The organism is Telluria sp. LT2P34, from assembly GCF_059685915.1.
On sequence record NZ_JCASIN010000005.1, the window covers coordinates 209,777 to 224,353 of the forward strand.

General features: G+C 64.4%; 13 protein-coding genes. 4 read left to right on the plus strand and 9 right to left on the minus strand.

Translation table 11 applies throughout. The features are described from left to right. The first annotated feature begins 24 nt into the window (after positions 1-24). Positions 25-1,203, plus strand: a complete 1,179-nt coding sequence (locus tag AC56KZ_RS15355; RefSeq protein ID WP_497163045.1) for a pyridoxal phosphate-dependent aminotransferase — start codon at positions 25-27, stop codon at positions 1,201-1,203. A gap of 69 nt (positions 1,204-1,272) precedes the next feature. Then, positions 1,273-1,911 (plus strand): uridine kinase, encoded by a 639-nt coding sequence (udk, locus tag AC56KZ_RS15360; protein ID WP_497163046.1) that lies wholly within the window; start codon positions 1,273-1,275, stop codon positions 1,909-1,911. Positions 1,912-1,975: 64 nt separating this feature from the next. Here udk and AC56KZ_RS15365 read toward each other — a convergent pair whose 3' ends face one another. The 9 genes from AC56KZ_RS15365 to uraH all read right to left on the minus strand — a co-directional run bounded on the left by AC56KZ_RS15365 (position 1,976) and on the right by uraH (position 11,924). Then, entirely contained in the window at positions 1,976-3,106 is a 1,131-nt protein-coding gene (locus AC56KZ_RS15365) for a YsnF/AvaK domain-containing protein (RefSeq protein WP_497163047.1), read from the minus strand. 29 nt (positions 3,107-3,135) lie between these two features. Next, positions 3,136-3,795, minus strand: a complete 660-nt coding sequence (locus AC56KZ_RS15370) for an OmpA family protein (protein ID WP_497163048.1) — start codon at positions 3,793-3,795, stop codon at positions 3,136-3,138. 344 nt (positions 3,796-4,139) lie between these two features. Next, positions 4,140-5,375 (minus strand): type II secretion system F family protein, encoded by a 1,236-nt coding sequence (locus tag AC56KZ_RS15375; RefSeq protein WP_497163049.1) that lies wholly within the window; start codon positions 5,373-5,375, stop codon positions 4,140-4,142. Between the two features lie 19 nt (positions 5,376-5,394). Further along, on the minus strand, positions 5,395-7,131 hold the full coding sequence (gene pilB / locus AC56KZ_RS15380) for a type IV-A pilus assembly ATPase PilB (protein ID WP_497163050.1): 1,737 nt from the start codon (positions 7,129-7,131) through the stop codon (positions 5,395-5,397). Between the two features lie 221 nt (positions 7,132-7,352). Then, positions 7,353-8,909, minus strand: a complete 1,557-nt coding sequence (locus AC56KZ_RS15385; protein ID WP_497163051.1) for a methyl-accepting chemotaxis protein — start codon at positions 8,907-8,909, stop codon at positions 7,353-7,355. Between the two features lie 99 nt (positions 8,910-9,008). Beyond that, the gene (locus AC56KZ_RS15390) at positions 9,009-9,416 is read right to left on the minus strand and encodes a hypothetical protein (RefSeq protein ID WP_497163052.1); all 408 of its coding nucleotides are present in this window, start codon (positions 9,414-9,416) and stop codon (positions 9,009-9,011) included. Positions 9,417-9,426: 10 nt separating this feature from the next. After that, positions 9,427-10,680: a porin gene (locus tag AC56KZ_RS15395; RefSeq protein WP_497163053.1), complete on the minus strand. Its 1,254-nt coding sequence runs from the start codon at positions 10,678-10,680 to the stop codon at positions 9,427-9,429. A gap of 242 nt (positions 10,681-10,922) precedes the next feature. Beyond that, a complete protein-coding gene (locus tag AC56KZ_RS15400; RefSeq protein ID WP_497163054.1) occupies positions 10,923-11,480 on the minus strand; it encodes a ClpP family protease in 558 nt (185 codons plus the stop codon). 90 nt (positions 11,481-11,570) lie between these two features. Further along, positions 11,571-11,924, minus strand: a complete 354-nt coding sequence (gene uraH / locus AC56KZ_RS15405) for a hydroxyisourate hydrolase (protein WP_497163055.1) — start codon at positions 11,922-11,924, stop codon at positions 11,571-11,573. 132 nt (positions 11,925-12,056) lie between these two features. Between uraH and puuE the strand changes: the two genes are divergently transcribed. Next, positions 12,057-13,004, plus strand: a complete 948-nt coding sequence (gene puuE, locus AC56KZ_RS15410) for an allantoinase PuuE (protein WP_497163056.1) — start codon at positions 12,057-12,059, stop codon at positions 13,002-13,004. Positions 13,005-13,100: 96 nt separating this feature from the next. Beyond that, entirely contained in the window at positions 13,101-14,567 is a 1,467-nt protein-coding gene (xdhA, locus tag AC56KZ_RS15415; protein WP_497163057.1) for a xanthine dehydrogenase small subunit, read from the plus strand. Positions 14,568-14,577: the final 10 nt, after the last annotated feature.

The following is a 14,577-nucleotide window of genomic DNA, read 5'->3' on the forward strand; positions in this document are numbered from 1 at the left end:
GGCAGTCTTCAACCGGAACCCATCATGAAAATATCCCAGCGCGCCCAGGCGGTCGATCCCTTCTTCGCCATGGAGTTCGGCAAACGCGCCGCCGCCCTCGAAGCGCAAGGCCACCACGTCATCAAGCTCAGCCTCGGCGAGCCCGATTTCGGTCCGCCTCCGGCCGTGCTGGAAGCGGCGCGCGCGGCCCTCGACGGCGGCGCGCTGCCCTACACCGCGGCCCTGGGCATACCGGCCCTGCGCGAGGCGATCGCCGGCTTTTACCTGCGCGAGCATGGCGTGACGATTGCGCCGAGCCGGATCGTCGTCACCGCCGGGGCCTCGGCCGCGCTCTTGCTGGTGACGGCGGCCCTGGTCGATCCGGGCGACGAGGCCATCGTCGGCGACCCTTCGTATCCCTGCAACCGCCAGTTCCTGAGCAGCTTCGGCGCGCAGGTGAAACTGGTGCCCACCGATGCCGGCAGCCGCTTCCAGCTTTCCGCCGAGAGCGTGCGCGCCCACTGGACGGCGCAAACGAAGGGCCTGATGATCGCGACGCCCTCGAATCCGACCGGCACTTCGGTGGCGCCGGCGGAGCTGCGCGCCATCTGCGACTGGGCGCGCGAGCACGACGCCTGGCGCATCGTCGACGAGATCTACCTGAACCTGGGCGACCGCGACGGCGCCGGCCACGCGCCGCAGACGATCCTGGCGCACGACCCCGGCGCCATCGTCATCAACAGCTTCTCGAAGTATTTCGGCATGACCGGCTGGCGCCTCGGCTGGGCCGTGGTGCCGGACGCGATGGCGCCGACGATGGAGCGCCTGGCCCAGAATTACTATATTTGCCCGTCCAACGTGTCGCAGCAGGCGGCGCTGGCCTGTTTCACGCCGGCCTCGCTGGCGATCTGCGAAGAGCGGCGGGTCGAGTTCGCCCGGCGCCGGGAGCTGGTGTTACAGGGTCTGGCCGGCATCGGCCTGCCGGTGCCGGTGCCGCCGGACGGCGCTTTCTATGTGTACTTCGACGTGAGCGCGACCGGCTTGAGCTCCTGGCAGTTCTGCGAGCGCGCGCTGGACGAGGTGCACGTGGCGCTCACGCCCGGCAAGGATTTCGGACATTGCGGCGCCGACCGTTACGTGCGGCTGTCGTATGCGGCCAGCGCGGGGAACCTGATGGAGGCGATCAGGCGGCTGGGGGTGCTGATGGCGCGTATCAAACAGTAAGGCTGTGCAGACGTCGGCGCCGGCAGCATGCCACTGTCAGTTCAGCCGCCGCTCCGGTATCATGCGGGGATGAATGCAATTTCTTCCCCTCCGTTTGTCATTGGTGTCGCTGGCGGCAGCGGCAGCGGCAAGTCGACGGTGTCCCAGCAGGTGCTCGCTTCCTTCGGCGCCGATACCGTCTCGGTCGTGATGCAGGACGATTATTACTGCGATCAGTCCGATCTCAGCCCCGAAGTGCGGCGCAAACAGAATTACGATCATCCGCAGGCCTTCGACTGGCCGCTGCTGGTGCAGCACGTGCAGGCCTTGCGCAATGGCGAAGCGATCGAGATGCCCGAGTACGATTTCACGATCGACAACCGCTCCAACAAGACCATTCCCGTCAAACCTGCCCCGGTCATCGTGATCGAGGGCCTGTTTGCCCTGTACGACGCGGACTTGCGCAAGATGATGTCGCTGAAGATTTTTGTCGACACCGCTCCCGACGTGCGCTTCATCCGCCGCATGCAGCGCGATATCGCCGAACGCGGCCGCTCGGTGGAGAGCATCGTCAGCCAGTACCTGGAAACCGTGCGTCCGATGCACAAGCAGTTCATCGAGCCGACCAAGCGCCACGCCGACGTGATTCTGCCGCACGGCGCAAACGGCCCGGCGGTCGATGTCATCACCACCAAGGTGGCGAGCGTGATCGGACAGAGGCGGCCATAGAACGGCGATAGAACAGGCATGAAAAAACGCGGGCGAACCCGCGTTTTTTACTCAGTCAGGAAGCTTAATACGACCGGTTCGTGCCCTTGTCGTCAGTCATGCGATCCCATCCATGACGGACGGCCGCCTTCATCTTTTCCCAGGTCGAACCCGTGCCGGCGTTGCGCGACTCCCAGTCGGTGCGCAGGTCGCTTTCGACGCTGTCCCATTGACGGCCGCTGTAGCGGGTGTCGCCGCGCATCTGCGAGCCATAGGAATAGGCCGGGGCAAAGTCGTCGTACGAACCGCCTGCGCTGCCGTAATTGCTCTGGAAGTGATTCCGATAGTAGCTGTCGTCATCCGTGCCGCCCAAGCGCTCGACTTCCACTTCGGTATGGCGCACCGTGTCGTGGATCTGCTGCTGGCGCTCGCTCACGTCCTTGCTGATCGTGACTTCCTCGACGACGCGGGCGGTTTTCTGGACCACGGCTTCCTCGGCGGTTTCACGCATCTCGATGCTTTGCTCCTTGAACGCGGTCGCGTCGGCACCGCTGATCGGCTGGTCGACGGCGCGGCGTTGCACATCCACGTGCTCCTCGCGCAATTCGACGCTTTCGTTGACGGGCGTTTCGACGACATGCGAGTAGACCCGCACGCCGCCGCGCTCGACTTCACGCTTGCCAACCTTCAGTTGCTCTTCCACGACGGGAATACGCTCGCTCGTCGTATCGCGTTGCAGGGAGTCGGTACGACCCGTGCTGTCCTGCAGGTTCGAGGACTGCGCCGACATCGACGAAGAGTGCTGCGCGCCGGCGCCCATGCCTGCCATGCCTGCCATGCCGGCACCCGTGGCCGCAGGCGTCCAGCCTTCCGACTTCCACTGATGGGCGCGGTCTTCGACATCGACGCTTCTGAGCTGGGATTCGTTGAGTGCCGCAACGGCCTCGTCGGCTTCGTCGTCGTCGACGTCGGCGATCAGCAGGAAGCCGCCGCGGCGCAAGCCTTCTTCATAGACATGACGGTCTTCGCCGGGCAGGAAGGCGTTCTTGTTAGCCGCCCAGATCCCCGATTCCTGCTGCGACGAACCCGTTTCACCCAACGCCGACTTGTCGTAAATCTTGACCCTTTCGGTATCGAGATTGGCTGCAAGCAGCCGCTGGCGGCCTGCGTCGGCGTCGGCATAGCTGTCGAACAGTGCGGTAATAGTACGTGACATGAGAGTTTCCTTTCTTGAAACGGATGGGATCAGCGCTGCAGCACGATCAGTTCGGTGCGGCGGTTTTCGGCCTGGCCGGTCGAGGTGGCATTCGTGTCGGCGGGGTTGGTCTCGCCACCGGAAGCCGTATCGATGCGATCGGCGGCAATGCCGTCGGCCACGAGTGCCGCCTTCACGCTGTCAGCGCGCGCCTTGCCCAGGGTCGCGTTGGCAGTGGCGTCGCCGCGTGCATCGGCATAACCGACGATCTGGATGCGCGCGTTCGGATACTGCTTCAGCGCAGCGCCCAGCATGTTCACTTCTTCGCGGTCGGCTGCCCGAATCTCGCTTTTCGAGGTATCGAAATAGAGCTTTTCAAACACGAAGGTGCGCGGCAGTGCTTCGGTGCCGGCAAGATAGCTGCCAACGCCCGAAGTGCCGGCCAGGACCGCGGTGGTGCCGGTGGCGGGAGCGGTGACAGGCGCCGGCGCCACGGTCGCATCGGCGACGGGCGCCGTTGTTGTCGTGGTCGTGGTCGTGTCGACGCGGGTAACTGCCTCGTCGTCGCTGCAGCGGCGCAGCCCGAACAGCAGGGCCAGCAAGCCCAGACCCAGCAGGATCCATGGGAGGATGCTTTTCTTCTTAGTTGCTGGGCCAACATGCACTTTGCTTGGCGGGGCGCCGTCGCCCTTGTGATCCGAATTTGCCATCAGATGATTTCCTTTTGGTTAGTTAAGTGTTTTCACGAATTCCGTGCGAGCGAACGCCCAGGTTTCGTTCCTTATTTGACAATTCATTTTAGCCAATCGTTCTCTCGCCTTCAGTCGATTCTGTAGGGGAATCGCGCAGGGAGATGTAGGAAAAAAGGCGGGTTGGCTGTCGCAGTAGCCCCACAGACTGGTTGACATTGTGGAGGCAAGGACAGGCAGGTTAAAGAAGCCGGGGAGACGTGCTGAAGGGAGTCGGGCGGAAGAAGCGTGCAGGGCCGTGGCGCCCTGGTGATGCTGTGCAGTAGTTTCGCCCGCTCGGGGCAAAACTACTGCGAACGGTAAGTTTACACGACCGAACCGAGCTTGAAAATCGGCAAATACATCGCCACCACCAGGCCGCCGATCAGCACGCCCAGGATGACCATGATCATCGGCTCCATCAGCGAGGACAGCGCGGCGACGGCCTCGTCGACTTCTTCCTCGAAGAAGTCAGCCACTTTGCCCAGCATGGCATCGAGGGCGCCGGATTCCTCGCCGATGGCGACCATCTGGATCACCATGCTCGGGAACACGTTCGCGTTCTGCATGGCGCTCGTCAGGCTGGTGCCGGTGCTCACTTCGGTCTGGATGCGGCGCGTGGCGTCCAGATAGACGGCATTGCCGGAGGCGCCGCCGACCGAGTCGAGCGCTTCGACCAGCGGCACGCCGGCGGCGAACATGGTGGCCAGAGTGCGCGTCCAGCGGGCGATGGTCGCTTTCCTGATCACGGCGCCGAAAATCGGCAGGCGCAGCAGGATGCGGTCCATCGCCTGCTGCATTTTCAAGGAGCGGCGCCAGGACTGGAAGAAGAAGTAGACGGCGCCGAAAATCGAACCGAAGATCAGCCACCACCACTGCACGAAGAATTCCGACATGCCCATCACGATCAGGGTCGGTGCGGGCAGGTCGGCGCCGAAGCTCTGGAACACCGATTTAAAAGCGGGGACCACCCAGATCATGATCACGGCGACGACGATGAAGGCGACCGACAGGATCGCGATCGGGTAGGTCAGGGCGGACTTGATCTTCGATTTGATCGCCAGCGTCTTTTCCTTGTAGATGGCGAGGCGGTGCAGCAGGTCTTCCAGGATACCGGCCTGTTCGCCGGCGCCGACCAGGTTGCAGAACAGCGGATCGAAATAGCGCGGGTATTTGCGGAAGGCGTTGTTCAGGCTGGTGCCGGTCTCGATGTCCGAGCGCAGGTCCAGGATGAGTTTGGCCATCGACGGATTCGCATGGCCCTTGCCGACGATGTCGAAGGCCTGCAAGAGCGGAACGCCGGCCTTCATCATCGTCGCCAGCTGGCGCGTGAACATGGTCAGGTCCTTGTCGGTGATCTTCTTGCCGCTGCGGTAGACCTTTTTCTTGACCTTGGTGACCATGATGCCCTGGCGGCGCAGCGTCACGTTGACGATCGCCTCGCCCCCGGCGCGCAGCTCGCCGCGCACCGTCTTGCCGGCCTTGTCCTTGCCTTCCCAGGCGTAGACCGCTTCCTTGATTTGTGCGCCGGGGCGGGGCCGGGTGGTAAGGGACGTTGCCATAAGTAATCCTGTCAGTTCGCTATTCGTTGGTACAGCCGAGCACTTCTTCGACGCTGGTCAGCCCTTGTTTGACCTTCAGCAGGCCCGAGCGGCGCAGCGAGTTCACGCCTTCCTTTTCGGCCTGAGCGGCGATCTGCATCGCGTTGCCCTGGGCCAGGATCAGGGCTTCGATCGAGGGGCTGATCGGCATGATCTGGTAGATGCCGACCCGTCCCTTGTAGCCGGAACCGAGGCAGCGCTCGCAGCCGACCGGGCCGTAGGGCTTCCAGTCGCCTTCCAGGTCGCTTTCGCGGTAGCCGGCCGCCAGCAGGGCATCGCGGCCCATCTCGAGCGGCTGCTTGCAGGTGCAGAGGCGGCGCGCCAGGCGCTGGGCGGTGATCAGGATCACCGAGGAGGCGATGTTGAAGCCCGCCACGCCCATGTTCATCAGGCGCGTCAGGGTCGAGGGCGCGTCGTTGGTGTGCAGGGTCGAGAACACCATGTGCCCGGTCTGCGCGGCCTTGATCGCGATGTCGGCCGTCTCCAGGTCGCGGATCTCGCCGACCATGATGATGTCCGGGTCCTGGCGCAGGAAGGATTTCAGCGCGACCGGGAAGGTCAGGCCAGCCTTGTCGTTGACGTTGACCTGGTTCACGCCGGGCAGGTTGATCTCGGCCGGGTCTTCCGCGGTCGAGATGTTGATGCCGGGCTTGTTCAGCACGTTCAGGCAGCTGTACAGCGAGACCGTCTTGCCGGAGCCGGTCGGCCCCGTCACCAGCACCATGCCGTAGGGGCGCGAGATCGCGTCCATCAGCAGGTCGCGCTGGTCGGGGTCGTAGCCGAGGGCGTCGATGCCCATCTGGGCCTGGGTCGCGTCCAGAATACGCATGACCGTCTTTTCGCCGAACAGCGTCGGCAGCGTGGACACGCGCAGGTCGATGGTGCGCGTCGGCGACAGGATCAAGCGCATGCGGCCGTCCTGCGGCACGCGCTTTTCCGAGATGTCGAGTTTCGCCAGCACCTTGATGCGCGAGACCAGCTTGTCGCGGATCGACAGCGGCGGCATCGCATGGTCGCGCAGCACGCCGTCCACGCGCAGGCGGATCCGGTAGTATTTTTCGTAGGGCTCGAAGTGGATGTCGGAGGCGCCCAGGTTTACCGCGTCCATCAGGATCTTGTTCAGGAAGCGCACGATCGGCGCGTCCTCGACCTCGTTGGTCGATTCCAGCGGCACGCTGGTCGATTCTTCTTCGGCGAATTCGATCTCGGCGCCGTCGCCGGCCAGGTCGTTCAGGCTTTGTTCGGCGCTCTTGGTCAGGATCGCCAGCAAGGCGAGCAGGGCGTCGTGCGCCACGATCACCGGCTCGACCGCGGCCTCGCTCTGGAACTTGATCTGGTCCAGGGCCTGGGTGTTGGTCGGGTCGGAAATCGCCACCGATAGCCGGTTGCCGCGCTTGGCCAGCGCGATCACGCGCTGCGCCGTCATCAGCTTGGTGTCGATCGCACCCGGCGGCAGGGAATCGACGCTGAAGGTCGACAGGTCGAGCAGCGGGTAGCCGAAGGTCTCGGCGCAGAAGGCCGCCAGCGTGCCGGCGTCGAGCGCGCCGCCGGCGAGGATGGCGTCGATGAAGGTAACGCGCTCGGCCACCGCTTTTTTCTGGAAGGCGTCGGCCTGTACCGCAGTCAGGCGGCCGGCCTGCACCAGGGCGCGCGCAAGTCCGGACATCGGCGCCGACATCGGTGTGCCTGAAGTCGTGCTTGGGAGGACTGCTGCCATAAGCAAATGCGAAGCCGGTGATTTAAGGAACAACAAGGGAACAACCAGAAGCCGCGCGCGGCGGAGCGAGACGGCGGACCCTTCGGATGATGCCTACAGGCATCAAATTTGTAAAGCGTTTCAACAGGGTAGAGATGCATGCACGCCACGTAGACAAAAAGGCATGACGCCCCGCGGCGTCATGCCTGTTGGTGCTCTGTCAAGAGGTGTTGTCTGCTTGATCAGCGTAGCGCCAGCGGCGCTGTGGCCGGTGTCGCCGCCGTCGCGGCCAGCTTGAACACGGACAGCGCATTCGTGAGCTGCCCGGTCTGCTCGGTGAGCGATTCGGCGGTGGCCGAAGCCTGCTCGACCAGCGCCGAGTTCTGCTGGGTCATCTCGTCCATGCTGTCGATGGCGCGGCCGATATCCTCGATGCCTTCGCTCTGGCGCTGGCCGGCCAGGGTGATCTCGGCCATGATGTCGTGCACCTTCTTGACCGAATCGACGATCTGGCCCATGGTCACGCCGGCTTGGTCGACCAGCACGCTGCCGGCGTTGACCTTGGCGACCGAGTCGCCGATCAGCCCCTTGATTTCCTTGGCCGCCGCCGCGCTGCGCTGGGCCAGGTTGCGTACTTCGCTGGCCACGACCGCGAAACCGCGGCCCTGCTCGCCGGCACGCGCCGCCTCGACCGCGGCATTGAGCGCCAGGATGTTGGTCTGGAAGGCGATGCCGTCGATGACCGAAATGATTTCGACGATCTTCTTGGCCGAGGTATTGATGTCGCCCATGGTGGCGACCACGCCGCCCACGACCTGGCCGCCGCGGGTGGCGATGTCGGTGGCGCTGACCACCAGCGCGTTGGCGTCGACGGCGTTGGCCGCGTTCTGGCGCACCGCGCCCGTCACTTCGGTCATCGCGCGCGCGGTGCGCTCGATGTTGGCCGCCTGCGATTCGGTGCGGCCGGCCAGGTCGGCGTTGCCGCTGGCGATTTCGGCGCTGGCCAGGGCGATCGTGTCGGCCGAGGTCTTGATTTCGGCGACCATCGTCGCCAGGCGCGCACGCATGTCTTTCAGGGATGCCAGCAGGCTGGTGGTGTCCTTGCTGTCGGTGCGGATGTCCATCGCCAGGTCGCCGGCGGCCACCGAGCGGGCGATCTCGCGCGCATATTCCGGCTCGCCGCCGAGCTGCTGCCAGATGGCGCGCACCACGAACCAGGACACCAGCGCCAGGCTGAGGACGACGACCAGGGCGGTGAGGATCATGGTCCAGAGCACGCGGCGCACGTTGGCTTCGCTGTTGGCGATGCCGGCGCTGAACTGCTGCCCGGCCCTGGCCTGGGTCTTTTCCAGGTCGGCGTTCAGCACCGCGAGCGTGCTTTGCATCTTCGGCACCACGGCTTGCGGGTCGCCCTGCTCGAGTTCGAGCATGATGCGCGCGGCCGACAGGGCCGGCGCATAGTAATCGTTGAATTCTTTGAGCAAGCGGGCGCCGTTGTCGCGCTGGCCCTCGATCCGGCCGAACTGGCCGATGTGTGCGCGCAGCTTGTCGGCCTGTTCGTTGAGGCTGCCGATGCGCGCCTTGTCGCCTTCGGTCACGGCATCGGAGAGGCCGGCGGTGATTTCCCTGACCTCGAGCGTGATCGCCTTCGAGGCGTCGAGCACGGGGTAGTCGGTGCGCCCGGTGGCGGCGATCGAGCTCAAGGCGTCGTTCGCGATCGTCGCGGACAGGCCGACGCCGAGGCCGAAGATGAGGGTCGAAATGACGGGTAGTGCCCAGATTTTGCGCTTGATGCTCATGTTCTTGTCTCTCTTGACTTGCTGCTGTGCGTCGCTGCTATCGAAAGCGCCCTGCCGGCACGGGGCGGGCAGGGCGGACCTCAACGTGGGCGGTACCGCTTACGGTGCGGTGTAGACCACTTTGACGCTGGCGTCGACGGCGCTTTTCTCGATGTAGCCGATGGCTTTCGGATTGGCGGCCACGGCGCTTTTCACGGCGGCGCTGTTTGCCACTTCCTTCGGCATCGTGGCCTTGCCGGTGAAGACCAGCTTCGACCACAGGGCCTTGGCTTGCGAGGCTTCCTTGTCGGTGACCTTCTTGTAGAACTCGGCGCGCACGGGCGCGTCTTCCGGCTGGTCGACCGGGGTCATCGCGCTCGACTTACCGAGGAAGAACTGGGCGATCTGGTCTTTCGACATGGTCGCTTCAGCCGCTTTCGGGTTCACCACCACCACCACTTCGGCCAGCGCCAGGCTGGAGGTGCCGAGGACGGCTGCGGCCACGGCCGCTTTGATTAGCTTATGCATGGCGCGTTCCTTAGAAAACGAAGTCGAGGGCGACGGCGCCGACGGTGACCGGGCCGGTGAAGCCAGGCTGGGCGTTGAGCAGCAGGCCGCTGCCGACTTCCGGCTTGACGCGGTCCAGCTGGGCTTTCAGCGCCACCGAACGGTAGAAGTCCCAGCGCACGCCGATCGAGGTGGTGCTCTGCTCACCCTGGCCGATGCCGCTGTACGGCAGGCGGGCCGCGCCGGCGCGCAGTGCGGCCAGGGTCGGGGTGCAGGCAGCCGGGAAGCCGGCCGGGCAGGCGGTCGGCACGACGTTGGCCGGGAAGCCGTCGATCGAGACCTTGCTCTGGATGACGTAAGGCAGGACCTTGCCGAAGCGGTAGCCGCCCATCACGTACCAGGAGGTCGTGTCGTTGACATAGGTCTCGGTCTTGCGCTTGGCGAACTCGGTCTGGACAACCAGGTTGTTCCAGTCCAGGCCCAGGCCCAGCGAAGTAAACGACGCCTTCTTGTCGTTCGCGTCGAGTTCGGCCGCCATCGCGTTCAGTTGCGGGAAGCGGTAGCCGGTGCCGGTGGCGCGCAGGCCTGCCAGCAGCGAATCGAAGCTGGCCGAACCGGTGATCGACACGGTCGCGTCGACGCGGCCGGCACGCAGCGTGAACGGGCCGTGCTCGGCCACCACGCTCAGGGCCGACATCTTCTTGGCCTTGCCGGTGACGCCGCCGGCGATCTTGGCTTCGGTGCCGCCGTAGGCGAGCTGCGCGGTCACGGTCGTGTCGCCGATGCTCTGCTGCCAGCTGGCGTCGACGCCGTCGAGGCTGTTGAACGGCACCTGCGAATACATCTCGCCAGGCGGGCGCAGGAAGGTGTTGGCGTAGCCGACGTTGCGGTAGTCCGAAATCATGAAGGCCGGCAGGCCGATGCGGCCGACCCGGAAGCTCAGCTGGTCATTGACTTTGGCCTTGGCGAAGGCCCAGCCCAGTTCCGCGCCAAAGTCGTCTTCGGCGTCGCGCCGCACCAGGCCCTGGCCGGTGAACGAGAGCCAGTGGTTGATACGGACGTCAGCCTGCAGGCCGAGGTTCGAGTCGACGCCGGTGCGTGGATTTTTCTTGGCGCCGGTGGCCTGGTTCGGACGGCCGAATTCGGCGTCGTTCGTATTGGTCCAGGTGAGGGCGGCGGTACCGAAACCGCTGACTTTGACCGACGGTCCTTCCGCTTCCTGCGCGAAGGCCGACGAGAGTGCGAGCGGCAGGGCCAGCACGGCGGCAATAATCTGCTTATTCATTAGACAACCTGTAACTGATGCTGCGTTTATAAGATTTGCTTCTTGTTGTGATGCCTCAACACGCGATGTGCGTGAATGGACAGAAATAATTCTATCCATGCGGCAAATATGCTGACAAGCAAAAGTCTGTTGCAACAGGCTAAATGTCTGAATGTCAGGTCGCGACGTTGCGCTACTGAAACAGATGCGCTGTCATCATTACAAACCCGGCAATGTTCTGCCAAGCAAGCTTGTCTGAATGATCAATTCCACCAATGCGAGGTGGCGCCCATGGGGGGCAGGCGGGCCTGGAAGGCTTCGTGGACGAGTCCGGCGCGCACGGCCTGCTCGGCCGTATAGATGCGCGCATTGCCAAATAGGTGAGGGCGGATGTCGCCTGCTTCCGGGGCGCCGCGGGTGGCGTCGTCGAAGATGCTGGCATAGCGTTCGGCGTCGAAATCCAGGCATTCGCGCCATTCGGACACGCGCGAATGGTCGGCTGCGGCCAGGTTGCCGAAGCCCCAGTGCAGCGGATGGACGAGAAAACGGGCGCCGGGGCAGGCGAAGCGCCTGGCGCCGGCCAGGAAGATGACGACACCGACCGATTCCACGCTTCCGATATTGAAGGTGGTCAGCGGTACCGGCAAGGATTTCAGGAAGAAATAGAGCGCGAAGCCGGCCGTCATGTTGCCGCCTTCGGTCGACAGGTGCAGCTCGATTTCGCTGGCCCCGTTTTGCAGGGCCTGCAGGCACAGGTTGCGCACGGTGCAGGCCGAGTTGTGGTTGATCGGGCCGATGAAATGAACGATGTGCAAGGACATGAGCTTTCCCTCCTGACATCTCAGGATAACAAGTTCATGCGGCGATGCAATCGCCCCTGCATATGTGCGGCTTGTATACCGTTTTATCTGTCAGCTGCCGCGGTAGGTGGAGTAGGACCAGGGTGTTACTACCAGCGGCACATGGTAGTTCTGGCCAGGGTCGGCGACGCCAAACGCAATCGTCACGCGGTCGATGAAACGCGGCTCGGCAAGCGCCAGGCCCTGCGCCGCGAAATAATCGCCAGCCGCGAAGACCAGTTCGTAGCGCCCCGCCTGCAGGGCGCCGCCTTCGAGCAGCGCGGCGTCGCAGCGGCCGTCGGCGTTGGTCCTGGCCTGCGCCAGCAGGGTGCGGCTGCCGGCGTCGACGGCGTACAGCTCGATCGCCACGCCGGCGGCCGGACGGCCGTGCGCGGTGTCGAGCACGTGGGTGCTGAGTTTGCCCATCTCTTCTCCTGTACGAGCATGTGGAAGGTGCTTATTCATGGGATGATATACGGTTGCAGTTGAGGTTGTAGTTGAGGGTTGTACATCCGTCAATATAAGATCAACATAGTCCTTTCATCCTGCGAGTCAGCCATGGACCAAGCTTACCCCCGCGACCTGGTCGGTTACGGCCGCAATCCCCCGCATCCGCGCTGGCCAGGCGAGGCGCGCATCGCCCTGCAGTTCGTGCTGAATTACGAAGAGGGCGCGGAGAACTCGGTGCTGCATGGCGACCCGGCCTCGGAAACCTTTTTGTCGGAAATCATCGGCGCCCAGGCCTTTCCGATGCGCCACATGAGCATGGAGTCGCTCTACGAATACGGTTCGCGCGCCGGCCTCTGGCGCCTGCTGCGCCTGTTCGAGGCGCGCGGCCTGCCGCTGACCGTCTTCGGCGTGGCGATGGCGCTGCAGCGCAATCCGGATGCGGTGGCCGCTTTCCGCGAACTCGGCCATGAAATCGCCTGCCACGGCCTGCGCTGGATCTCCTACCAGAACATGAACGAAGCCGAGGAACGCGCCCACATGCGCGAAGCGGTCGAAATCATGCGCGGCCTGACGGGCGAGGCGCCGCTGGGCTGGTACACCGGGCGCGATTCGCCGAATACGCGGCGCCTGGTCGTCGAACATGGCGGCTTTGCCTACGATGCCGACCATTACGGCGACGACTTGCCGTTCTGGCAAAACGTGGCGTTTACGGGCAGCGATGGCGCGCCGGCCGAGCGGCCCCACCTGATCCTGCCGTACACGCTCGACACCAACGACATGCGCTTCGCCGCCATGCAGGGCTTCAATTCCGGCACCCAGTTCTTCGATTACCTGAAGGACGCCTTCGACCTGCTGTATGCGGAAGGGGACCCGAATGGCCTGAACCAGCCTAAAATGCTGTCGATCGGACTGCATTGCCGGCTGGCGGGCCGCCCGGCGCGGGCCGCATCGCTGGCGCGCTTCCTGGATTACGTACTGGGGCACAAGCATGTGTGGATCACGCGCCGCATCGACATCGCCAATCACTGGCGGGCGACCCATCCGTATGGCGGGTAATATATTCTTTCGACGATAAGCAATATCTGATTTTATTGATAGTGGCTTGACACGCGCAGGGAGTATCCTTCACGCTGCCTTTCATCCGAGACCAGCATGGCCGAACCGATCCGCTTTTATTTCCGCAACGCCGTGCATGAACTGACCGGCGTGGCGCCGACGCAAACCATCCTGCAGCACCTGCGGGAGGATTTGCGTTGCACCGGCACCAAGGAAGGCTGCGCCGAGGGTGACTGCGGCGCGTGCACGGTCGTGATCGGTTCGCTCGAAGGCGGGCAGCTCGAACTCAAAGCGGTCAATTCCTGCATCCAGTTCACGCCCACGCTCGACGGCAAGGCCTTGTTCACGGTCGAGGACCTGCAGTTGCCCGACGGGCGCCTGCATCCGGTGCAACAGGCGCTGGTCGAATGCCATGGCTCGCAGTGCGGCTTTTGCACGCCGGGTTTTGCGATGTCGCTGTGGGGCATGTACCTGAAAGCCGACGGCCAGCCACCGCTGCGCTGCCAGGTCGACGATGCGCTCTCGGGCAACCTGTGCCGCTGCACCGGCTACCGCCCGATCATCGACGCCGCGGCGCGCATGGTGGAATTGCCGCGCGCCGAGTTCGACCGCGCCTTTGTAGCCGGGCAGCTGCGCGCCTTGCAACGCGAGGCCGGCGCCAGCTACACCTTTGAAAACCGCAGTTTTCATGCACCGCGCACGCTCGATGAACTTGTCGCGCTGCGCGCCGCGCATCCGGGGGCGACCATCCTCGCCGGCTCGACCGACGTCGGCCTGTGGGTGACCAAGCAGATGCGCGAGCTGAACGACATCATTTACCTCGGCCACGTCGAGGCGCTGAAATCGGTGCGGCAAACTGGAGACAGCCTCGAGATCGGCGCCGGCGTCACCCTGCAGGACGCTTACGCGGCCGTGTGCGTCCACTATCGCGCTGAACTGAGCGAGATGTGGCAGCGTTTCGCTTCGCTCCCGATCCGCAATGCGGGTACGCTGGGCGGCAACGTCGCCAATGGCTCGCCGATCGGCGACTCGATGCCCTGGCTGATCGCGCTCGGCGCGCGCATCGTGCTGCGCGGCGCGTCGGGCGAGCGCGAGCTGGCGCTGGAAGATTTTTATCTCGGCTACCAGCAGAAGGACCTGCAGCCTGACGAATTCGTCGCGGCCGTGCGCGTGCCGCTGCCGCGCGCCGGCCTGCGTTTTCGTACCTATAAACTCGCCAAGCGTTTTGACCAGGATATCTCGGCCGTCTGCGCCGCCTTCGCCCTGACGGTCGAAAACGACATGGTGGTGGAAGCGCGCATCGCTTTCGGCGGCATGGCCGCCACGCCGAAGCGCGCGGCGCAAGCGGAAGCGGCGCTCGTTGGCCACGCCTGGAACGAAGCGGCGCTGCAGGAAGCGATGGCGGCGCTGGCCCGTGACTACGCGCCCTTGTCGGACATGCGCGCGTCGAGCAACTACCGCATGAAAACCGCGCAAAACCTGCTGCGCCGCTTCTGGCTCGAGACGCGCAGCAGCAACCCGCTGCCGCCGCAAGCAGTCAACGCTTTCGCTGTCCAGGCCTGAGGAGATCACC